The organism is Pseudomonas sp. AF32, from assembly GCF_022342325.2.
In the GTDB taxonomy this organism is placed as follows: domain Bacteria; phylum Pseudomonadota; class Gammaproteobacteria; order Pseudomonadales; family Pseudomonadaceae; genus Aquipseudomonas; species Aquipseudomonas uvaldensis.
Map to the genome: position 1 here is coordinate 50,101 of NZ_RQJK02000010.1, position 21,990 is coordinate 72,090.

General features: G+C 59.2%; 20 protein-coding genes and 2 pseudogenes. 10 read left to right on the forward strand and 12 right to left on the reverse strand.

Annotation, left to right across the window (positions count from 1 at the left end):
• Nucleotides 1–22: 22 nt before the first annotated feature.
• From EGM97_RS11425 to EGM97_RS11440, 4 genes and pseudogenes are all read right to left on the reverse strand, one after another.
• Nucleotides 23–910 carry a sensor histidine kinase gene (locus EGM97_RS11425; protein WP_477788806.1) on the reverse strand — a complete coding sequence of 296 codons (888 nt, stop codon included), beginning with the start codon at nucleotides 908–910 and terminating at the stop codon, nucleotides 23–25.
• Nucleotides 911–1,504: pseudogene (locus EGM97_RS11430) on the reverse strand (response regulator transcription factor); the annotation flags it as partial.
• Nucleotides 1,496–3,760, reverse strand: a pseudogene (locus tag EGM97_RS11435) (ATP-binding protein); the annotation flags it as partial. The pseudogenes EGM97_RS11430 and EGM97_RS11435, both read right to left, overlap by 9 nt.
• 16 nt (nucleotides 3,761–3,776) lie before the next feature.
• On the reverse strand, nucleotides 3,777–4,889 hold the full coding sequence (locus EGM97_RS11440; protein WP_238964698.1) for an ABC transporter substrate-binding protein: 1,113 nt from the start codon (nucleotides 4,887–4,889) through the stop codon (nucleotides 3,777–3,779).
• Nucleotides 4,890–5,246: 357 nt separating this feature from the next.
• Between EGM97_RS11440 and EGM97_RS11445 the strand changes: the two genes are divergently transcribed.
• The 3 genes from EGM97_RS11445 to EGM97_RS11455 all read left to right on the forward strand — a co-directional run bounded on the left by EGM97_RS11445 (nucleotide 5,247) and on the right by EGM97_RS11455 (nucleotide 7,172).
• The gene (locus tag EGM97_RS11445) at nucleotides 5,247–5,666 is read left to right on the forward strand and encodes an organic hydroperoxide resistance protein (protein ID WP_238964697.1); all 420 of its coding nucleotides are present in this window, start codon (nucleotides 5,247–5,249) and stop codon (nucleotides 5,664–5,666) included.
• A gap of 64 nt (nucleotides 5,667–5,730) precedes the next feature.
• A complete protein-coding gene (locus EGM97_RS11450) occupies nucleotides 5,731–6,501 on the forward strand; it encodes an alpha/beta fold hydrolase (RefSeq protein WP_238964696.1) in 771 nt (256 codons plus the stop codon).
• A gap of 125 nt (nucleotides 6,502–6,626) precedes the next feature.
• Nucleotides 6,627–7,172: a hypothetical protein gene (locus EGM97_RS11455; RefSeq protein WP_238964695.1), complete on the forward strand. Its 546-nt coding sequence runs from the start codon at nucleotides 6,627–6,629 to the stop codon at nucleotides 7,170–7,172.
• 75 nt (nucleotides 7,173–7,247) lie between these two features.
• Here the strand turns inward: EGM97_RS11455 and EGM97_RS11460 are convergent, their stop codons facing one another.
• The 4 genes from EGM97_RS11460 to EGM97_RS11475 form a co-directional block, all read right to left on the reverse strand.
• The gene (locus EGM97_RS11460; RefSeq protein WP_238964713.1) at nucleotides 7,248–7,673 is read right to left on the reverse strand and encodes a VOC family protein; all 426 of its coding nucleotides are present in this window, start codon (nucleotides 7,671–7,673) and stop codon (nucleotides 7,248–7,250) included.
• A gap of 182 nt (nucleotides 7,674–7,855) precedes the next feature.
• Nucleotides 7,856–8,491, reverse strand: a complete 636-nt coding sequence (locus tag EGM97_RS11465) for a hypothetical protein (protein ID WP_238964694.1) — start codon at nucleotides 8,489–8,491, stop codon at nucleotides 7,856–7,858.
• Between the two features lie 159 nt (nucleotides 8,492–8,650).
• Complete coding sequence (locus tag EGM97_RS11470) at nucleotides 8,651–9,823, reverse strand: hypothetical protein (protein WP_238964693.1); 1,173 nt, start codon at nucleotides 9,821–9,823, stop codon at nucleotides 8,651–8,653.
• 66 nt (nucleotides 9,824–9,889) lie between these two features.
• On the reverse strand, nucleotides 9,890–11,032 hold the full coding sequence (locus EGM97_RS11475) for a sensor histidine kinase (RefSeq protein ID WP_238964692.1): 1,143 nt from the start codon (nucleotides 11,030–11,032) through the stop codon (nucleotides 9,890–9,892).
• A gap of 277 nt (nucleotides 11,033–11,309) precedes the next feature.
• Between EGM97_RS11475 and EGM97_RS11480 the strand changes: the two genes are divergently transcribed.
• Nucleotides 11,310–11,783: a (2Fe-2S)-binding protein gene (locus tag EGM97_RS11480; RefSeq protein WP_238964691.1), complete on the forward strand. Its 474-nt coding sequence runs from the start codon at nucleotides 11,310–11,312 to the stop codon at nucleotides 11,781–11,783.
• An 11-nt stretch (nucleotides 11,784–11,794) separates the two neighbouring features.
• On the forward strand, nucleotides 11,795–14,035 hold the full coding sequence (locus EGM97_RS11485) for a xanthine dehydrogenase family protein molybdopterin-binding subunit (protein ID WP_238964690.1): 2,241 nt from the start codon (nucleotides 11,795–11,797) through the stop codon (nucleotides 14,033–14,035).
• A gap of 43 nt (nucleotides 14,036–14,078) precedes the next feature.
• Here EGM97_RS11485 and EGM97_RS11490 read toward each other — a convergent pair whose 3' ends face one another.
• Both EGM97_RS11490 and EGM97_RS11495 read right to left on the reverse strand, forming a co-directional pair.
• Nucleotides 14,079–14,528, reverse strand: coding sequence for an HIT family protein (locus tag EGM97_RS11490; RefSeq protein WP_238964689.1), 450 nt, complete (start codon nucleotides 14,526–14,528; stop codon nucleotides 14,079–14,081).
• 70 nt (nucleotides 14,529–14,598) lie between these two features.
• Entirely contained in the window at nucleotides 14,599–15,162 is a 564-nt protein-coding gene (locus tag EGM97_RS11495) for a TetR/AcrR family transcriptional regulator (protein WP_238964688.1), read from the reverse strand.
• A 137-nt stretch (nucleotides 15,163–15,299) separates the two neighbouring features.
• Here EGM97_RS11495 and EGM97_RS11500 point away from each other — a divergent pair, with 137 nt between their 5' ends.
• Nucleotides 15,300–16,001, forward strand: coding sequence for a glutathione S-transferase (locus EGM97_RS11500; protein ID WP_238964687.1), 702 nt, complete (start codon nucleotides 15,300–15,302; stop codon nucleotides 15,999–16,001).
• A gap of 599 nt (nucleotides 16,002–16,600) precedes the next feature.
• Here EGM97_RS11500 and EGM97_RS11505 read toward each other — a convergent pair.
• Entirely contained in the window at nucleotides 16,601–17,029 is a 429-nt protein-coding gene (locus EGM97_RS11505; protein WP_238964686.1) for a DUF1810 domain-containing protein, read from the reverse strand.
• A 113-nt stretch (nucleotides 17,030–17,142) separates the two neighbouring features.
• Between EGM97_RS11505 and EGM97_RS11510 the strand changes: the two genes are divergently transcribed.
• A complete protein-coding gene (locus EGM97_RS11510; RefSeq protein ID WP_238964685.1) occupies nucleotides 17,143–17,550 on the forward strand; it encodes a hypothetical protein in 408 nt (135 codons plus the stop codon).
• Between the two features lie 13 nt (nucleotides 17,551–17,563).
• On the opposite strand, the gene EGM97_RS11515 is transcribed toward EGM97_RS11510, so the two are convergent.
• Nucleotides 17,564–18,529 carry a LysR family transcriptional regulator gene (locus EGM97_RS11515; RefSeq protein WP_238964684.1) on the reverse strand — a complete coding sequence of 322 codons (966 nt, stop codon included), beginning with the start codon at nucleotides 18,527–18,529 and terminating at the stop codon, nucleotides 17,564–17,566.
• A gap of 316 nt (nucleotides 18,530–18,845) precedes the next feature.
• Between EGM97_RS11515 and argH the strand changes: the two genes are divergently transcribed.
• Genes argH through EGM97_RS11530 form a run of 3 tightly spaced genes read left to right on the forward strand, consistent with a single transcriptional unit; the run spans nucleotide 18,846 to nucleotide 21,985 of the window.
• Entirely contained in the window at nucleotides 18,846–20,273 is a 1,428-nt protein-coding gene (argH, locus tag EGM97_RS11520) for an argininosuccinate lyase (protein ID WP_238964683.1), read from the forward strand.
• Between the two features lie 58 nt (nucleotides 20,274–20,331).
• The gene (locus EGM97_RS11525; protein WP_053156599.1) at nucleotides 20,332–21,210 is read left to right on the forward strand and encodes an amino acid ABC transporter permease; all 879 of its coding nucleotides are present in this window, start codon (nucleotides 20,332–20,334) and stop codon (nucleotides 21,208–21,210) included.
• 10 nt (nucleotides 21,211–21,220) lie between these two features.
• Nucleotides 21,221–21,985: an amino acid ABC transporter ATP-binding protein gene (locus EGM97_RS11530; RefSeq protein ID WP_053156602.1), complete on the forward strand. Its 765-nt coding sequence runs from the start codon at nucleotides 21,221–21,223 to the stop codon at nucleotides 21,983–21,985.
• The last annotated feature ends 5 nt before the right edge of the window (nucleotides 21,986–21,990 follow it).

Here is a 21,990-nt window from a genome sequence, read left to right on the forward strand (position 1 = left end):
TCGATGGATCAGGGGCTTGTCATCAATCAGCGGCCTGCACCGATCCGGTGTTCACCTTGGCCTGCGAAGCATCAATCGGTATTTCGAGAATAAAGGTCGCCCCCTGTCCAACCCCATCGCTGTGCACAGTCAAGCTGCCGCCCATTTCCTGTGCGGCCAGCGCGCAGCTGTGCAGGCCAAATCCATGGCCCTCTTTGCGGGTGGTGAAGCCATGGGTGAAGACTCGCTTCAAATGCTCTGGTGCAATCCCACTGCCGTTGTCGGTCACCGTGATACGCAATACCGACCCGTCGGTGAGGGAGGCGCCGAAGGTGATGCAGGGGCTGCGATCGCTCACGCCTTGCAACGCCTGTTTGGCATTGCGGATCAGGTTCACCAGAATCAGCAGCACCCGGTGCCGGTCCAGTGACAACAGGGGCAAGTCGGTGATGTGCTTGACCACCGTCACCTCCTGGCGCGCCGGTGAACCGGCGCTCAAGCGCAAGGCGTCGTCGATCAGCTCCGGGAGCAGTACTGTCTCGACGACACTGACGGCAACCGCGTAGGACTGTTGGGCCGCGACAATGTTCTTGATGTGATCGACGCCCTTGGTGAGTTGCCCGAGCTCTTCGATGATGCCCTGCTGCTCCGCCGTTACCACCTCCGCCAGCTTGAGCAAGTAGCCGGGCAGCATCTTTCCTTTGTGGTCGCTGGTGAGAAATTCGCTCAGGTCGTCGACGTGTTCGTTGATCAACTGAGCCACCTTGCCCAGCCCCTGGGCTTTGGACGTGCGCATCTGGCTGCTGACTGTTTCGGCCGATACGTTCACGCTGTTGAGCACGTTGCCGACGTTGTGCAGCACCGCCGTGGCGATTTCGGCCATGCCTGCCTGGCGCGCTTTTGCTTGCAGTTCGGCTTGTACCTGGCTCATGCGTAGCGCTGCTCGTACGCGAGCCTTGAGCTCCAGCGGCGAGAAGGGTTTGGCGATATAGTCATCGGCGCCACTTTCCAGCCCGGAGACACAAGCTTCGCTGCCGCCGCGAGCGGTCAACAGGATCACTGGCAGATGGGCGAAGCCGGCGCTGGCTTTGATCCTGGCGGTCAGGCCAAAGCCGTCGAGCTCCGGCATCATCACATCCGAGACGACAACATCGACAGGCTGGCGCTGCAACAGTGCCCAGGCCTGCTCGCCATCCGATGCGGTGGCGACGATGTAGTCCTCGTGCAAAAGCTCTCTCAGGTAGCTGAGCATTTCCGGGCTGTCATCCACCACCAACACCCTGGATTGCGAGGTACGTTCCGGGTGCCTCTCATCGATGCCTTCTGGCGAAGCACGGCCTTTGCCAACGCCCTGGTGCCCATCGTCGAAACGCAAGTGGCGCTGTTCGGTTGTGCTCGGCGACGATCGCTCATGCATGTCACTGGCTTCGGTCGACACGGTGTTCGGCTCGACCCCGAGCGCAAGCCGGACAAAGAAGCACGAACCTCGTCCGGGCTCGCTATTGACGCCGACTTCGCCGCCCATCAGTTCGACCAGGTCCTTGACCAGGGCCAGCCCAATGCCTGTGCCGCTGTAGTGGCGCGTGGCAGAGTTGTCGATCTGGGAAAAACGCTGGAACAGCAGCGGCAGTTTATCGGGCGCAATGCCGATGCCCGAGTCTTGTACCGCGAACTCAAACCGCTCGTCGCCAAGCGCTGTGACTGCCAGGTGCACTGTGCCACCGGCTGGCGTGAACTTGATGGCATTGCTCACCAGGTTAAGAACGATCTTCTCGAAGTGACGAGGGTCCAGAAACACCGTGCCGAGTGTCGGATCGATGCTGCAGGTCAAGGTACAGCCTTTGCCCTTGGCCACCAGCGCCGCATCCTCGGCCAGCGTGCCCACCACCTTGTTCAAATCGATGGGCGCCGGGCACAAGTCAAACTTGCCCGCTTCAGCCTTGGAAAAATCGAGAATGTCATTCACCCGGTTCATCAAGCGCAACGCGTTGCGTTGGGCGCGATCGATTTGCGCATGCCAGTCCGCTGGCGGAGTGGTCGCCGCTGAAAGCTGCTCCAAAGGTGCGAGGATCAGGGTCAAGGGGGTGCGCAGCTCATGACTGACCGTGGCAACGAAATCGCTCTTGGCCTGGTTGGCCGCCTCGGCCTGATTGCGCGCCTCGATGAGTTCGACGGCCTGGGCTTCCAGCATTGCGGTCTGCCGGTGCAGTGTGTCGGTTCGCTCGGCAACCATCCTTTCCAATGAAGCCTGGACTTGTTGGCGTTCGGCTTCGGCCTCGGCCTCCAGCACCCGGATGCGCAGGGCATTCTCCTGGAACACCCTTACGGCACGGGTCATGATCCCGATCTCGTCGCCGCGACTGGCGCTGGCAATCTCGGCGTTCAGGTCGCCGGCCGCCAGCCGGCGCATGACCGTGGCCAGGGCCACGATGGGCTGGGCAATAAACCGGGACGTACTCCAAGCGATGGCGCCGGCCAGCAGAATGGCGATGGTGCCCGCGACCAACGTCGCAAGCATGCCGCGATCGTTATGGATCAGAGCGGCGGAGCGCGCCTGGCCAGCAAAGCGAGCCACCAGCAGACCGGCGCTTCGTGCCTCGTTGCGAACCTGATCGCGTGCGGCGCTCAAAGCATTGCTCGCTTGATGAAACCTGGCGAATGCTGCACGGTAGCCGGCGATCTGATCGCTGACCGTCAGGGAGGTGGCCTTGGCTTGTAGCGCCACTGACGAAGGGAGCACGCGAGCGAGACGCGAAAGCTCGTCCAGGATAGCGCCGACGGAGCCGGCAACCTCGGCCGACGGTGACAGGCGAAACGACATCGTCTGCGCTTCCAAAGTGGCAACGCGCTCGGCGAAACGCTTGGACAACGCGGCTGCATTTTGCAGCAAACCGGTGGCCGCCTGGATGTCGCTTGCATCATGGGCAACGCGTTCTTGCGCTTCATTCGTCATAGTCTCGAGACGCTCGACCCTGTCCTCGCTGATGGCCAGGTATCGCAGAGCTTCGGCTCCCCGGAGTCTGGACGACTCGCCCAGGTGCGTGATCGCCAGGCTGACAGCAGCGAGCGCCGTCGCCAGGCCGTCCAGGGTTTCTATCTCTTGTGGTGCCGTCATCACCTCGCGTAACTGCTCGACAACGGGTGGAAGCGCCGCGCAGGCGTTCCGTGCCGCGGTGACCGCCGTCTGATCACCGGTCACCAGCATTTTGGCCACATTGGCGGTGATGATCCGCTGGCCGTTGCGCAGGATATCCAGGATACGATGGGCGCTTTCGATGCTGTTCACTTTCGCTCGATGGTCTTCGGCGCGAGACTCAAGTCCCTTCATTCCATCGGCGATGCCCTGCTCAACGATGATCGTTGCCTCTCGCATCCGGCCGTAGTGGGCGGTCATGTTTTCCGTTTCGCCATCCATGGTCAGGGTTGCCGCCCGCAAGGCCGAGATCGCCGAAGCGAGCCGCTCCAGGCTACCTTTGAGCGATTGCGCTTCTGCCTCCGGAATGGCGGTAAGGCCGGCGATAGCCGTCGTCACCATGCCTTCGGCCTGGGACAGGCTTTGCTGATCGCGGGTGGCGATGAAGTTTTCCACCCGTCCGGTGGCTCCGTTGACCGAGGCCAGGATTTCTGCGGAGTGGCTGGTGGAATCCACCGCGCGGACCATGCCTCGCAGGCCGTAGAGGTTCACCAACGATACCGTCAGCATCAGGAACACCAGCGCTGCAACCGCCAGGCCGATCTTGACGGCAATGGGTCTATCCTTGGCAGGCTTGAATGTCAACATGGCGCCTCCCCCGCCGCTACTGCTTCGTCACCTCCGGCACAGGCGTTGGCGCCACCGTTTTGTTGGTGGCCGCGTCGATCATCGCCGCAACGGATGCCTGGTTGTAGGAAGGATTGGCGGCCCCGCCCACCGGCATGGTGGCAAGCCAGGCGTCCAGGTCTTTCGCATCGATGCGTACCAGTGGCACCTCGACGAACTTGGGCACCTGCTTGCCCGCGAGAATCTGTTGGGCCACCCAGAAGCCCACTTGGGAGACGCTCGGGGAGGCAGAGACCGAGACGGTCTCATAGCCATTGGCATCGCGCTCCTGCTTCCATAGGGCGAGCTCGTCCTGGCGGTTCCCCATCACAATGATCGGCAGAGGGCGTCCTGCCGCCTTGAATGCCATGGCCGCGCCATAACCGTCACCGCCTTGAGTCGCGACGGCATCGATGCCGGGCAGCGATGGCAATGCCAGCGCCACCTCCTTGCGCGCGACGGACGCCGTCCAGTTTCCGTATACGGTCTTGGCGAACTTCAGACCTGGGTAGTCGCGAACGGCCTTGTGAATCCCGTCGCTGATGTTCTGATCGGTGGCATCGCCGGCAATGCCGCGGATCTCCAGCAGCGTTCCCTTGCCCTTGAGGCGCTTGGCGATGTAATCGATTTCGACGCGGCCCATGGCCGACCAGTCGTAGTCCACGGTATAGACACAGCGTTCGGTGACCAGACTGGCCATGACAACCACCACGATACCGGCATTGCAGGCATCCCGGATCACGCCATTGAGAGCCGTGTCCGACGCGGCCAGGATGACGATGGCATTGACGCCCTTGACGATCATGTCCTGGATATGGGCGGCTTGTTCCGGCGCGGAGTTATTGGCGCTGACTACCGGAGCCTCGCGGATCAAGCCATCCTTTTGCGCCTGGGCCGCAATTTCCTGCCAGTTGCGCACCATGACCTTGCGAAAGTCGCTGCCGGCGTAGGAGTTGCTGAAGGCAATGCTATAGCTGGCGGTAGGACCGCGGGCGATACCGTCTTCCGCAGCCTGGACTGTAGGGCCGGCAACCGTCGCCAGCCCGATCAGGCAACCGGCGAAACGCCACAGGGTTTTGCAATTGAACCGGGCATGAAAAACCGAATTCATACGGACTCCTTTCCAGAGCGGTCGACCATTGAAATGAAACCAACACATTGCCTGCAGTAGCGATGAGCATAGTCTCAATTCCGATTTCACCTGGATGAAAAGCTCCCCCCTCCGTTCACGGTTCGAAGAATCGCGACGTTCAAGCATCGCTTCGCTGATCGTCTCGTCACGGTGTCGCCCGTAAAAAATATTCCTATCAAAAACAATGAGTTATCAAAATCCCAAGCATTTTTTTGAAATTTTATATTGCGCGCTAACTTTTAATTCGCTAAATTCACTCCAACTTCTTAGCGCGCAAACATTAAGCGCGATTCAATTCAGCCACATACCGTCTTATCGCCCCCAAGGAGAAACATCATGAAAGCACTCTACACCGCAGTAGCAACCGCCACCGGTGGCCGCGATGGCCGCGCTGTTTCGAACGACAACGTCCTGGACGTGAAGCTGACCACGCCCAAAGAACTTGGCGGCGCCGGCGGCGAAGCGACCAACCCTGAGCAGCTGTTCGCCGCCGGCTACTCGGCCTGCTTTATCGGCGCGCTGAAGTTCGTCGCCAGCCAAAGCAAACGCAGCATCCCGGCGGATGCCTCGATCACCGCCCATGTGGGTATCGGCCAGATCCCCGGTGGCTTCGGTCTGGACATTGACTTGAACATCCGTCTGCCCGGCCTGGATCAAGTCGATGCCCAGGCACTGGTCGACGCAGCCCACCAGGTTTGCCCTTACTCCAACGCCACCCGCGGCAATGTCGATGTGCGCCTGCACGTCGCTGTCTGACGCCAGTAGCCGTTTGGAACCTGATAGCAACCGCCCTCTTCTTCTCTATTACAGGTAGTGACCCATGAAAAAGATTCTGTCTGGCTTGGCCTTCGCCACCGCTTTCGCCGCCGCCGGTTTTGCAAACGCTGCTGACGTCAAACCCACTGTGATCCTGGTGCACGGTGCTTTCGCCGACTCGTCGAGCTGGAACGGCGTAGTGAAGATTCTGGAGAAGGACGGCTACCCGGTCATCGCAGCGGCGAACCCGCTGCGCGGCGTGAGCAGCGATGCACAAGCCGTGGCGAGTATCGTCAAGAACGTCAAGACGCCGGTGGTCCTGGTCGGTCACTCCTACGGCGGTTCGGTGATCAGCGAGGCGGCCTACGGCAATCAGAACGTGAAGGGCCTGGTGTATGTGGCGGCGTTCACCCCGGAAACGGGCGAAACCGCGGCAGAGCTGTCCGGACGATTCCCGGGAGGCACCCTCGCCTCGGCCCTTTCGGCCCCTGTCGAGTTGGCTGACGGCGGCAAGGACCTCTATATCCAACAGGACAAATTCCACGACCAGTTCGCGGCCGATGTTCCCGAGGCCGAAGCACGCCTGATGGCTGCCGGTCAGCGTCCCATCACCGTCGCCGCGCTGAACGAAGCCGCCACCGACCCCGCCTGGAAAACCATTCCGTCCTGGTTCGTGTACGGCGACAAGGATAAGAACATCCCGCCGCAAGCCATGGCGTTCATGGCCGAGCGTGCGCACTCCAAGCAAACCGTCGTCGTGAAAGGCGCCTCCCATGTGGTGATGGTTTCCAATCCGAAGGTGGTAGCCAACCTGATCGAGAAAGCTGCGCAGTAAGTGCCATATGGCAACCCGAGGCCCGCGCATGCGGGCCTTTTGCCGTAGGCCAGGGCTTTCATGCTTGATGGCGCAAAGCTATCAGTCGATAATCGCGCCCTCAAAAAAACACATAAGGATTTGCTGTGAAGAAGCTCTACCTGGCTCTGCCGTTCTGCGCGCTGCTGCTACAAGGCTGTGGTGTGACCATGACCCGCTACGAACCTAATTATCAGAACGTCCAGCAGCTCAAGCAAAACGCGCCCTTGCAGCCTCTGCGGGAAGCGCAGGTGAACGCCGATTCCGGTCAAGGGTCGCTGATGGTTCGCCTGAATCCGATTTCTTCGCCTGTTGGCAGCGTGCCACTGCACATCCAGGCAGCGATCAACGATGAGCTCCGTCAGGCAGGTCTGCTGGACCCTCGCGCTGACCGGCAATTGCAGGTTCAATTGATCAAGAGTCAACTCACCGCCGGCATGAGCGAAGGTCATGGCGAGCTGGCTGCACGCTTCACCCTGCGTAAAGGTGACCAGGTTTTGTACGAAACCACCAAGGACGTGCAGCGTGCATGGGGCAGCAGTTTCTTTGGCCCGGTTGCCATCCCGGCTGCTGCAAACAACTACAACCCAATGGTGCTGGACCTGCTCAAGAGCTTGTACAGCGACCCGCAGTTCACGCAAGCGTTGAAATGATCTGGAAAAAGAGCCGCAATTGCGGCTCTTTTTCCATTGCTCCAGGCCCCACGCCAGGGCCCGCCATCGCTTGGGTCATTTGGCGAAAAGCTGGCTCATGTCCTTGAAGGCCTTGAACTCCAGGGCATTGCCGCACGGGTCGAACAAGAACATGGTGGCTTGTTCGCCTACCTGCCCTTTGAAACGGATGTAAGGTTCGATCACGAATTCAGTGCAGAAGGACTTCAATCGCGCGGCCAGCGCTTCCCACTCTTCCCAGCCCAGGACGATGCCGAAATGAGGCACCGGTACGTCGTGACCATCCACCGGGTTGCGATGGGCATTTTCCTGTGATGCGGTTTTGGGTTGTTCGTGGATAACCAGTTGATGGCCATAAAAGTTGAAGTCGACCCATTGGGAGCTGGAACGTCCCTCCTCCAGACCGAACACCTCGCTGTAAAAAGTGCGTGCCGCAGCAAGGTCATAAACAGGGATTGCGAGATGGAAAGGCGAAAGGCTCATTAGAACTCCAATGGTTGGATTTTCGTTGGGTTTCACCCGACGCTCCAGGCCAGGCATCGCACCGGCATCGGCTGACTGGGGTACGTTGAAGCATCGTAGAACGTTTGTGCCCCTGGCGTTGCAGGAATGCAACGCCAATGAGCAAAAAAAAGAGCCGCGTTTGCGGCTCTTTTTTATCCGTCTCAGCCCCGTGGAATACGGGTCTCGACAGCGGAGTATCTCGTGCGGTTGTTGTCGACCCAATTCTTCAACAGCGCATTGACCTGCCGGTTGAAGGTGTCGGTGACGGCAGCCTTGGGCGTATTGCCTGCCAACGGCAGGAACCAGATGCCGATCCATGTGTTGATCGCATCATGATTGCTGCTCTTGCCCAACGGTTTCCCCTGCTCGTCCAGCGTTTCCAGGCTCATGGTGTACTGGTCGGTTGCCAAGGAAGGAATGACCGTCAGCGTGAGCCCACTGATGAACGCCATGACCAGTTGTCCACCGCCTGGGGCGTGGTTGTAGACCTTCAACCGAAGGTTGTAGTCGCCGGGTTGCTTCTGGAACTCGTCGAAGACCACGCGCCCGAACAGGCCGGATTCATCGAAGGCTCGCTTCAACTCGGGCTTGAGCATGTCTCGAGCTTGCGGCACCTCGGTAGCTTTGGCATTGTCGGGCTCGCCCTGATAGAAATCAAAATCGACATAGACGTTCGGCTTGTTCGCGTAACTGGCCATCGAAGGCAGGTTCACGGGCTCGACTTCATCTTTAGTGAAACTGGCGCATCCACTGAGACTCAAGGCCAAGGCGAGGCCGATGGCTTTTACACATTGCATATCAACTTCCTTGCGTAGTTTTCGTGCCGCTCACTGAGCAGGGGCACGAATTCTAGCCGGATGTGGTTGAAATCAAAAGGCCATCACCCGCGCAACCTTGTTCCGGCATCACTCGGAACGTTGCCGAGGCACACTCGCTATGGGCCAATTACCGGGGCCTCATGTGGATTTCGCTTTCTGGTAGGCGTTAATCAGGTTGTATCTTCCCAATTTCATGATGGAAAGGGATTCAGCTCCGATCTTCAGCCCTGTCATTGCCTGGAAGATGTAGCCTGTCACGGGAATCGTATTGTTGATCATCGCATCCAGGATCTTCTCGACCAGTCCCCTCTTCGCATAACGATCAGAAGCGGCGGAGCTGGCGAGCCTGTGATCGTCGCTGAATAATCCAACCAGGCAGAAAAATACCCACTTGGGAGACATCTGCTGGCCATATTCGGTATTGGTCAGTTTTGCGCCCAGGCTGCCTTTCGATTCGATGATCAAATATTCCTCGACGGCCCCACTCAGCATATTCCTGCGTATCCAGATCTGGTCTATGCCATTGGTTCTTCCCGATGCGGCCTTGCCAATTTTCATCTGGTAATTCTGACCTTGAATGGTCAGCAGGTATTTGGCTGCAGCGTATTCACCGCGTGCCTCTGCCTGGCCGGCATTGTCCAGGTTCTTGAAGTGTCTCCTGACCCGTCTGGCTGAATACAAGTCGTGGTGAACAAATCTTTCCCACCCTGGCTGGCTCGCGCCAAATGAACCATAAAGCCAAGACTTGACGTTTCGCATCAAATCGTAATTAGCGCTGTTCTGGGAGACGATTTCGCTGAACCGTCGAAGGAACTCCGGTTGCGGACTCACGCGACGAGTCATCGCATCAAAACCCGCGAGAGCTTCCTCTTTGTTCTCCATGAACCATTGGATTTTTTCAGCGAGCGGCTGATCATTCAGACCGAACACTACAGCGGCCGAGGCCGCTTTATTGATATTTTTGGGCCCCGTGTGCCTGGCATCTCTTCTGATGGCCTGTTTGATCAGTTCTTCATCGGTCGAATCCAGCAGGATCAGTTGGCTTGCAAGATGTGTAGAGCCGATATTGGCTCCGTATCTGTTTTGGTACTGATTGACGACCTGATCATTGATTTGGTCGTTCGACTTGACGATGGAAATCGCCCCCACGGTTGTATAAGGATACGCTTGGGAAGACAGGGCGATCTGATCTCCCCCGCGTGAATCGAACTGCAATATTTCCGTGCCTTCTATCGTCGCGATAGGGTTACAGTTCTCCAGTATCTTGGTGTTGAGCGTATCCATTCGGTCATAGCTGTTCAGTTTGTTCAATTCATTTTCCTTCCCTGAAATGGGACATCCACCACCACCGGAAGAATCATAAAAACCGGATTTCTTTCAAGCAGCCTTGTCTCGTAACAGAGGAACTTTCACCGAAAACGTCGTACCTTGGGTTTCGTCGGATTGAACGTCTATCGATCCACCATGGGATGCAACAATTTCAGACGCGATAAAGAGGCCGAGCCCCAACCCTTCCGTCGATGGATGCTCGGCAGTTGGACGTTGAGAAAAACGGCCCATTGGGTTGAAGATAAACGGCAACACCTCTTTGGGTATCGGCTCTCCGCGATTATGGACGCAGAAGCAGGCCTGGGTCCCTGAAACAGCCAGTTCTACAGTGATTGGCATCGTGGGATCACCGTGCAGTACGGCGTTACTGACGATATTGGAAAAGACTTGTTCCATCCTGGCCCCATCAAACTCCCCTACGACGGATCCGCATGCTTCAAGGTGCAAAGTAGACGCAGGATGGACCGTCCGGACTTCCGCCAGTACTCGTTTACAAAGCGGCAGTAAATCAAGCGTTTCCGGTTTGATAGGGATTCCCGGCCCCATCTGACAACGGCTCAGGTCCAGAAGATCGTCGACGATTTTGCTGGCACGGCCCACGCTGTCATGGATCTGCGTCGCCAGCTTCGTCACCTGTTGGCTGCTCTCGGGTGAGCGGCGCAGGCGGTCCGAGCCAAGCAGGATAGCGCCTAACGGGGTCCGCAAGTCATGGCCGAGAATGCCGATGAACAGGTTGTGCGAAGCTTCCTGGAAACGCGAATAACTGGCAATCGATTCCGTCAGCGCCTGATCGATGGCTTCGTGGAAGCGGATCATATCGTCGACTTCATCAGGCGACAGGCTGGACTTGTTCGCTTTCATCCATTGGAACAGCACGCTGGTTCTGAGCGCTCGGTATTCCGACACCATTTGATTGATGCTGAAACCCGCCAGCAAGCGCGTCACGGCATGGGTTTCAGCTGCTGTCTGAGACTCGTTCACCGGACCATGCCCCTGGGACTTGGCGAGCTGTTCTCGGGCGGTCTGTTTTGTTCGAAGATCGAGAACGACTGCCTGCAACATCTGTTCGGCATGGTCTCGCAACGCGCTGCTGTCCAGAGGTGCACCAGGCGCGTCTATCGACGCGGCGAAGTCCTCCCACGCTTGAAGAATGGCCTCGGTGTTCTCGCTGATGAAATCGGGCAAGCGCATGTCAATATCCTGGTCGTGGTTGAAATGCAGGAACCTGGGACGACGGGCGGCTTGTGAATTGTAGGGGGGCATGTAGGGATTTCAAATTGCACCGGACAAGGGGAGTCGCAACGCCAGTCAGTGACGCGATGAGCGTCCTGGTGCAAACCGCGCTCGGACGACCAGCACCACGCCAAGAATAGGCAATGATTCGAGAGGATCGTGCAATCCAGCCAGGGCAATGGGCCCTATAGTGGTTTGCAAGGACTGACTTAACCCGTATGGAGAACCAGCCATTATGAGTGCCCTCACTATCAATGGCCGTGAGTACACGGTCGACGTAGACCCTGCAACGCCCATCCTCTGGACCCTGCGCGATACGCTGGGCCTGACCGGCACCAAGTTCGGCTGCGGCGCGGCGCTGTGCGGCGCTTGCACGGTTCACCTCGATGGCCAGGCCATCCGTTCCTGCGTGACGCCGATTGCCGCCGCCGAGGGCAAGCACATCACCACCATCGAGGCGGCCACCAATGGCAGCGACCCGGTCGGCACCGCCGTCCACGAGGCCTGGGTCAAGCACGACGTGGCGCAATGTGGCTACTGCCAGAGTGGACAGATCATGAGCGCCACCGCTTTCCTCAAGGCGCAACCCAAGGGCAAGCAGCCCACCATGGCGGAAATCGACTCGGCCATGGCCGGCAATATCTGCCGTTGCGGCACTTACGCCCGTATCCGCGCCGCAGTGGCGGATGCCGCCAAAGCCCTTGCCTGACGGAGCCTGCCATGTTGAACGACCTCTTTCATCCAGAGACGCCGCGTGCGCTGGAACACTTGTTTGAGCGCGATCTTGCCGATGGGCCCGCTACCCTGCCCCGGCGCAGTTTCTTGAAGATCGTCGGCATCGGCGGGCTGGCGCTGGGTGCCTTTCCGCACCTGGCCATGGCCCAACAGGCCAGTGACACTGCCGACACGCCCCTCAAACCGGCCCAGCAACCGTCCGCCTTCGTGCAGATCGCGCCTAGCGGAGAGGTCATCGTGACCATCAACCGCCTGGAGTTCGGCCAAGGGGTGCAGACCGGCCTGCCGATGATTCTCGCCGAAGAGCTCGATGCCGACTGGAGCCTGGTGCGCAGTCGCAACGGCAACAACGATGCGGCCTACCAGGATCCGATTTTCGGCATTCACCTTACCGGTGGCTCCAATTCGATCAAGAACAGCTACACCCAATACCGCGAACTTGGCGCCCGCGCTCGCGCCATGTTGCTCGCCGCCGCTGCCGCGCGCTGGAACGTGGACGTGGCGAGCCTGAGCACCAGGGCCGGTACAGTGCTCGGCCCAGCGGGACGGCAAGCCACTTATGGCGAGTTGGCCGAGGCTGCGATGGCGATGCCGGTGCCCGAGAACGTCACACTCAAGGACCCCAAGGACTTTCGCATCATTGGTCAAGCCACCACGCGCATTGACGCCAAGGCCAAGAGCAGCGGCCAACAGGACTTTGGCATCGACACCCATCTGCCCGGGCAGCTCACGGCGGTCGTCGCTCGGCCACCGGTATTTGGCGCCAGGATCAGCGCCCTGGATGACAGCGCGGCGCGTGCCACCCAAGGCGTGAAAGCCGTGTTGCGTGTGCCGCTGGACGGTGGTGGCGAAGGCGTGGCGGTGATCGCGGATGGCTACTGGCAGGCCAAGGTCGCCCGAGATGCATTGAAACTGGAGTGGAACCTGGCCGCCATGGAGAAGGTGGACAGCGACAAACAATTGATTCAGTACCGAGAGCTTGCCAACCAGCCCGGCCCACTGCATTTCGATGCGGACATGACGCCCCTTGCCACGGCACCTCATCGCCTGGAAGCCGAGTTCGTCTTTCCCTACCTTGCCCATGCCCCCATGGAACCATTGAACTGCACGGTGCAGCTTGACCCGGATGGCGCACGCCTGTGGGTCGGTACGCAGTTCCCAGGCGGCGATGGGGCCGCGGCCGCCAAGGTCCTCAACCTCAAGCCAGAACAGGTCCAGGTCCACGTACAGACCGCCGGCGGTGGCTTCGGTCGCCGTGGCGTCCCCACCAGCGATTTCGTCGTGCTGGCTTGCGAGGTGGCCAAGGCCGCTCGCACGGGTGGGCTGAACGCCCCGATACGTACGCTCTGGAGTCGAGAAGATGACATCAAGGGCGGCTATTACCGTCCCATGCACTTGCACCGCGCGCGAATAGGTTTCGATGACGAAGGCAAGGTCCTGGCCTGGGACCACGCCCTCGTCGGGCAATCGATCCTCAGCGGCACCCTGTTCGGTGGACGGGTGAAGAACGGTATCGACCCGACCGCGACCGAGGGCATGCGCAATCCGTATCCCTTGCCGATGCGCCTGACAGTGCATCATCCCAAACTCAACGTGCCGGTACTCTGGTGGCGCAGCGTGGGCTCCACACACACGGCCTTCGTCATGGAAACGTTGATCGACGAGATCGCCCGGACCACGCGGCAGGATCCTGTGGCCTACAGGATGAAATTGTTTGGCGACCAAAGCCCTCGCCATCGAGCGGCCCTGCAGTTGGCCGTGGACAAGAGCGAATATGGCAAGCGCCAGCTCGCGGACGGCCGCGCCTGGGGCGTGGCGGTACACGAATCCTTCAGTTCAGTCGTGGCTTACGTCGTGGAGGCTTCCGTACAGGATGGTCGGCCGGTGTTGCACCGCGTCACCGCAGGCGTGCACTGTAACCTGGTCGTCAACCCGCGCAGCGTGGAAGCCCAGGTGCAGGGCGCGGCGTTGATGGGCTTGTCCATGTGCCTGCCGGGCGGCGCCATCACCTTGAAGGACGGCGTCGTGCAGCAAAGCAATTTCGCGGATTTCAGCGTGCCACGCATTACCGATATGCCGGAGTTCTCCATCCATATCGTGCCCAGCGCCGAACCCCCGACAGGAATGGGCGAGCCCGGCCTGCCAGCCCTGGCGCCCGCTTTCGCGAATGCCATTGCAAGTCTCACGGGCAAGCCGCTGCGGCAGTTGCCTTTCAGGCTGGCGTGACAGGAAAGAAACGGAGGTCTGGGTCCCTTTCCGGTTGTCTTGCTCAGACCCCGCCCTGCGCCGAAATCCGCTCCACCAGACGCGCCTGCAAGGCCTGGAGCTCCTGGGCCTCGGCCTTGCCTCTGCCATGCTCGCTCGCCTCCTTGCCTTCCCAGCGAGGAACGATGTGCATATGAATGTGATAAACCGTCTGTCCTGCCGCCGCGCCGTTGAACTGCGCGATCTGGACGCCGTCCGGCTGCAACTCGTCTACGATGATTCGCGTCAGGCGTTGCACTGCCGCCATCATCGCGCTCAGTGCGGCGGGCTCGACTTCGAGGATATTCCGGGCCTGGGATGATTTCGGAATGACCAGGGTATGGCCATACGATTGGGGAAAGACGTCCAGGAAAGCCAATACCTGTTCATCTTCGTAGATTTTGTAGCACGGCGCATCGCCGTTCAGGATCAATGCAAAGATGTTTCGTGAATCATATTGACCATGGAGGCTCATGCTCGCTCCTTCTGTGGGTATGAGTGCGGGTTGTTGTCGATGCTAAAAATAGACCTGACAAGGATAAACGTCATGCCACCAGCAGTCCCGCTTCCTGATAACTCAGCACCAACTCGTCGAACAGGCTGATATCGAGTCGTGTACGTGCGATCAATTGCGCGCCGGCCACGGCGGTGTAGATGGCTCGGGCCCGCCGCTCACAGCGATCGACATCGCCCAGGCCGGCGTCAGCCAGTACCTGCGTCAACCAGGTCACATTGGCATCGGCGAACGCCTTGACCTCCTGCTGTACGACTTCGGGCAAGTCCTGGTATTCGGCCGCCATAAAGCTGGACATGCAGAGGCGGTTGCCGTTTTCCAACGAGGTACGAAAGATCGAGGGATAGACCTCAAGACAGCGTTTCGGATCCGGATTCGACTCACGGATATCCGCCAGTACGCGAACCACGTCCTGCCGATACCGTTGCGCCACAGCGGCGCCCAGATCAGCCTTGCTAGGGAAGTGGTAATAGATACTTGCGTTCTTGATCCCCACCACTTCACCGATGCTACGAAAATTGATGCCGTTGTAGCCGTGCATTTGTGCCGCCGCTTTCGCTGCCGCCAGGATGGCTTCACGTGCGTTTGCGCTCATCTTCAGGCCCTCTACCCGCTTTGCTTGCCGAAGGATTCTAACCAAACGTCAGCTACCTGCCAATTGACAGGTAGGGCTTGACAGCCCGAAAGCACGCGCTCAATCTTTACCTACCAATTGACAGGCAGGTAACCTCCATGACCCCGTTCCAATCGCAATCCGATGCTTCAACGCTTCCGATGATGAATATCCATGACTGGTTTAACGGCCCATACCCTGCCCGTGTGCGCATTGCCCTGGCGGAAAAGGGGCTGCTTTCGCGAACCGAGTTCGTGCCGGTCAACCTGTGGAAAGGCGAGCACAAGAAACCGGAGTTCCTCGCCATCAACTACTCAGGAACCCTTCCCGTACTGGAGCTGAACGACGGCACACTGATCGCCGAATGCACGGCCATCACGCAGTACCTCGACACGCTCGATGGCAACCCGACACTCACCGGCCAGACGCCTGTCGAGCAAGGTCGCATCCATATGATGACCAAGCGCGCCGAGATCGAGTTTCTCGATGCGGTCAGCGTGTATTTCCACCACGCTACGCCGGGGCTGGGACCACGGGTCGAGCTTTATCAGAACCCGGAATGGGGCAACCGGATGCGCGACAAGGCCATCAGAGGCATGCACTACTTCGACAGTGTCTTGCGTAACCAACCCTTCGTCGCCGGGGAGCGCTTTTCGATGGCGGACATTGCGCTGCTCGGCGGCATGATTTTCGCGGCGCTGGTGGAGCTTCCTGTACCTGAAGCATGCGCATCGTTGCACGCCTGGCATGCCAGGATGCAAGCACGTCCCAGCGTCCAGACGTGGCGGGCGATGGTTGAAGCAGGCGCCCCTCAGGAGTGAGACAGGGGACATCCGCCCTCCTGGAGCGAGGGTGGATGCGCTTACGCGGCAAGGCTCATTCCCATGGGCACCGTCTCTATGAAAAACATGCCGCCGCTCATAGATTTCATCTGCTCAAAACCCCGGATTCGCCAACATATTGGCGTCGACTTTGACAAAATCGATATCTTTTAAAATAGTGACGTTTTTCCGACAAAAGGCATTAATTGGCCATTGCTGGCCATTTGAAGAAAGGCACATCATCCGCCTGTCATTGCTACTCGCTTAAGCCCGGCAGGGCTAAACGCAGCATGCATCAATCGCATCGCTTCGATGGGAGCAACACCAGGATGATGACCGTCTACGTAATGGTAATGACTATCTGCAGTGGCTTCGAAGGCTGTGTGGAGGAACGTAGGACGGAACCTACCTATGCCACCAGGGAAATGTGCATGGCGATGGCCCGGGATATTGCGCCGCGCAAAGGCGTTAAATACAAATGCCGCAGTGAGCGATTGTTGATCCCTGTGAAGGCGCCAACCGCCAACAGCCTTGATAGCGTGGTTTCTACCGGCGCCAAAGGACTTCCTTAGTTCGACGCAGCGTTGAATTTGGGTTTATTACTGACGACCCAGCAGCAGAAGCGTCTTGCGATCCGGCTCCCCCGAATAAAACTGTTCGAGCGCTTGTTCGTACAGTAAGGATCCTGGCCCGGCGTTCATGAACAGCGTGAGACATGAGCGCAACTTCAGCTCGTCGGGCGAGCCGAATATCTGCATGGCACTCCTGTCGCGGTGTTGCAAAACAGTTTTCACGCACGCTTCCAACCGGGGGCCGAGCAAGTCGTGCTGCAGATAAGCGCGGGCTTCGGCAATGCCCGAAAGAGCGAAGCGACTGGCCATCTCGGAACGCCCCAGTCCCTGCAACTGCGGGAAGATGAACCACATCCAGTGAGTCGTCTTGCGGCCTTCGCGCAGTTCGGTCATGACTCGACTCAATACGGGAGCTTGCGCCTCGACGAAACGAGACAGATTGAACGTGTCGTGCATGATTCGTTCTCCTCGGTCAGTGAATGTTGGGCGACGCGGCGGAAGTTGCCAGGGACCTTGGATCCTGGAGAAAACCACTTACAATCCTCCTCCCCTTCATCTGGACCACAATCATGCTGCGTCTGCTTCCCTTGGCATTATCGATCCTGGCTGGCCAGGTCATGGCGTACCCCGCTCTCCAGGACACCGAGCTCTACACCCAGAAAGCCACCGACTGCCAGGACGTCGATCTCGCCACTTGGCAGCATCCCACCCGCATCGTTCTGGAAAAGAACGGTATCAAGCTCGAGCGGGTGCAGTTGTGTAATGGTGGGCGTTATCCCATCTTCCTTGGGGAAGTTCCCTACGACCCTCAGGGTCAGACCAAAGACTTCTTCCTGCCCTTGTACGAGCAATTGCGAAAGGCCAACGGCAAGTGGCCCTACGTACTGGTCGCCAATAACTACGGAGAGATGGTGTACGTCAGCTATCCGCAGAGCGACTCGATCTCCCTGGCGTATGAAAACTTCGACGTGCCCTGACGGCTGGCAAACATCACCGTATCACTTTCAAATCCACCCCCAACGCCCGGGCAAATGCCTTGACCAACGGACTGCGCACGGTGTTGTGTCGCAAGATCAGATTGAAAGGCGTGACGATACTGATCAGGTCCGGGCGTAGGGCGCGCAACAGCTTTTGTTCCACCAGGCCGGCGGCATAATGTTCAGGCAGGAAGCCCACGAAGCGCCCGGTCTTGACCAACAGTGCAACCGCCTCCACCTGGGTCGCCGAGGCGGAATAGCTGTCGTAACGGGCGAAATTCAACTTGTCACGGTGAATGGCGTAGCGGTGGTTGACGCATTCATGTTCCTTGAGCACCTGGCTATCGATTCGGGCCTCGGGCACGTCAAATAACGGATGGCCCTGCGCGCAATAAACCAGTGAGCGCTCTTCGTACAAGGCAAAGTAATCAAACTCTTCGCGTCGTTGGTAGACCGGCACGATGCCGGCGACAAGTCGCCCTTCTACAACGCCACGTTCCACTTCATCCAACTGAGACGCCTGAAGTTGCAGCCTTACTTTCGGTGATTCCTCGTTGATGCTTTTTAGCGCTGCAACTAACGGGGAGTTCGGATCGGTAATTGTATTGTCAATCACGCCCACACCAAGATCCCCGACAAGTTCATTTTGCGCTGAACTAAGCCGATCTCGAAAGTTGTCGACAGACGCAAAAAGATCAATCGAGGCCTGATAGACCAACTTGCCTTCTTCGGTCAGGTGAAAGCCCTCGCGACCGCGGGTACACAGGCGCATGCCAATGCGAATCTCAAGGTCCGATATCTGTTTGCTGATCGCTGCCAGCCCCACGTTGAGCTCATTCTGGGCGGCACTGAAGCCTCCCGCCTCGACCACTGCCTTGAACACTTTGAGCAGTTTGAAGTCCAGGCCACTGAGCGCCAGCGGCGCTCGGTGAGGCGGTTTGGGCGGCGGGTTTCCGGAATTGGAAAGTGGGGTTTCCATAATGCTTATTTACCTCTGGCGCCCTATTCAACACTCTGTGTCCAACAACAAAAACAACGCTGGCTAATAATAATGATCACAGAAAACCAGGCTTGGCAACCGTCAAGAAATTTCGCACCCGAGTGCCAACTCACTGATTTTCCGCTGTTAAAAGCTGACACTTCGATCAGCCCTTTCCACTTCGAAACTGCGCTTGTCCCCTGCCCCCCGATGAACAAATAAGCCGAGTCACGCCGGATGGATTTACACCGTCCACGGCGGATGTTCAGGGCCTGGCAGAACGCTTCAGGTTCGCTTTACCGATGAGGAAAAACCGATGTCCCAAACCACTGACCGTCTCTGGGGAGCGCGTTTCAAGAGCGGCCCGTCCGAAGCCCTGGCGGCCCTGTCCCGTTGCCCGGAACGTTATTTCCGCCTGACCCCTTACGACCTTGCCGGGTCCAAGGCCCACGCCGGAGAGCTGCAGCGTGCCGGTCTGCTGAGCGAAGAAGAAACCCGGACGATGCTCGACGCCCTGGACCGGATCGGCGCCGACTTTCGCGCCGGCCGCATCGCTCCGACCCTGGATGACGAAGACGTCCATACCTTCATCGAACGCCTGCTGACCGAGCGCCTCGGCGCCTTGGGCGGCAAACTGCGTGCCGGACGCTCGCGCAACGACCAGACTGCCAACGACCTGCGCCTGTTCCTGCGCGATCACGTCCGCACCCTGGCTGCCGAAGTACTGGCTTTGCAACAAGCTCTTGTGAGCCAGGCCGAACAGCACGTCGAGAGCATCTGCCCCGGTTTCACCCACCTGCAGCAGGCGCAACCAATCGTCTTCGCCCATCACCTGCTGGCCCACGCCCAAGCGATGCTGCGCGACGTGCAGCGCCTGATGGATTGGGATGCGCGCACCTCGCTTTCGCCACTGGGCGCCGCCGCCATGGCCGGTTCCGCCATCGCTCGCCAGCCCGAGCACTCGGCCAGGGAAATGGGCTACAGCGGCGTGTGCGAAAACTCCATCGACGCCGTAGCCAGCCGCGACCATGTCGCCGAATTCCTGTTTATCGCCAGCATGCTCGGGATCAACATTTCCCGCCTCGCCGAGGAGTTCTGCCTGTGGTCCTCGCGGCAGTTTCGCTGGGTCACGCTGGACGATGCCTACGCCACCGGCAGTTCGATCATGCCGCAGAAAAAGAATCCGGACATTGCCGAACTGGCCCGAGGCAAGGCAGGTCGCTTGATCGGCAACCTGACGGGTTTGCTGTCCACCCTCAAATCCCTGCCGCTGTCTTACAACCGCGACTTGAGCGAAGACAAAAACGGTGTGCTCGACAGCGTCGACACCCTGTTGCTGGTATTGCCCGCCATGGCCGGAATGGTTGCCACCCTGCAGGTCAATGTCGACGAGCTACGGCGTCAGGCGCCGCTGGGCTTCACATTGGCCACCGAAGTCGCCGACTGGCTGGCCATGCGCGGCGTGCCCTTCAAACAGGCCCACGAAATCACCGGTGCCCTGGTCCAGGCCTGTGAGAAACATGACATTGAATTGTGGGAGGCGTCCCCGACACTGTTGGCCGAGATCGATCCGCGACTGACCCCGGAAGTGCGCGAAAGCCTGACTCTGGAAGCGGCCATTGCGGCTCGCAGTGGCCGGGGTGGCACCGCGCCGCAGCGGGTGCGCGAGCAGATCGCTCGCTTGAAAACCGCCCTCGTCGCACAGCAGGCATGGACCGAGGACTACCAGGGTTTTCGCCTCTGAATCAAACACCCCTGCGGGCCAAGTGTTTGACCCGAAATAAAGAGTACGGAGAACCCACATGGGCCAGACCCAGGCAGAACAACTCCAGGCGGAGCGCAAACTGGCGGAAAACCAGTTCGACATCACCCAGTACCAGCATGTGCCACGGCGCTACTACGGGCGGATTTTCTTCGCCACAGTCATCGTCATAGCCCTGCTGGGCCTGGCGCGGGCCTTCGCCGAGGGCAAGATCGAATGGTCGTACATCGGCCAGTTCCTCACCTCCCAGGCCATTCTGTGGGGCTTGTTCAACACCATCGTCATGGCCGTGCTGGCAATGGCGCTGGGGATTGTGTTCGGGGTGATCACGGCGATCATGCGCATGTCGGCCAACCCGATCCTGCGCTACGTGGCGTTGACCTACACTTGGCTGTTCCGCGGTACGCCGCTGATCCTGCAATTGCTGTTGTGGTTCAACCTGGCGTTGATCTTCCCCACCATCGGCATCCCCGGTGTGTTCGAAATGGACACCGTGAACCTGATGACGCCGTTCGTGGCGGCGTTGCTCGGGCTGAGCATCAACCAGGGCGCCTACACCGCCGAGGTGGTGCGCGCCGGCCTGTTGTCCGTGGACACCGGCCAGTACGAAGCCGCCAAGTCCATCGGCATGCCGCGTTTGCAGGCCCTGCGCCGGATCATCCTGCCCCAGGCCATGCGAATCATCATCCCACCGGTCGGTAACGAATTCATCGGCATGGTGAAAATGACCTCCCTGGCAAGCGTCATCCAGTATTCGGAACTGCTCTACAACGCCCAGAACATCTACTACGCCAACGCCCGGGTCATGGAGTTGCTGATCGTCGCGGGTATCTGGTACCTGGCCGCGGTCACGGTGCTGTCCTTTGGTCAAAGCCGCCTGGAGCGCCGCTTCGCTCGCGGCGCCGGCAAGCGTTCGTGAGGAAAGCGACATGAGAAGCATCGTCAAGGCCGTGAGCCTGAACAAATTCTATGACCAGTACCACGCCCTCAACGACATCAACATAGAAGTCGAACAAGGCGAAGTACTGTGCATCATCGGTCCGTCGGGCTCGGGCAAGAGCACGTTGCTGCGCTGCATCAACCAACTGGAAAAAATCGACAAGGGTGGCCTGTGGGTCGACGGCGAACTGGTGGGTTACCGCATTGTCGGCAACAAACTCCATGAGCTCAACGAGACGCAGATCGCCCGGCAACGCCTGGCCACCGGCATGGTGTTCCAGCGCTTCAACCTGTTCCCGCACATGACCGTGCTGCAAAACATCATCGAAGGCCCCTGCCAGGTGCTCAAGCGTTCGCCCAAGGAAGCGCACGATGAAGCATTGGAACTGCTGGCCCGCGTTGGTCTGGCCGACAAACGCAACAGCTACCCGATCGAACTGTCGGGCGGCCAGCAACAACGAGTAGCCATCGCTCGTGCCCTGGCCATGCGACCCAAGCTGATGCTGTTCGATGAACCCACTTCGGCACTCGACCCGGAACTGGTCGGTGAGGTGCTGTCGGTCATGCGCGATCTGGCGCAGACCGGCATGACCATGATCGTCGTCACCCATGAACTGGGCTTCGCTCGCGAAGTTTCCAACCGCATGGTGTTCATGGACGGCGGGCAGATCGTGGAGGCTGGAAGCCCCGAAGAAATACTGATAAGTCCACAAAACCCGCGCACCCAAAGCTTCATATCTGCCGTTCGAACCTGAACGCC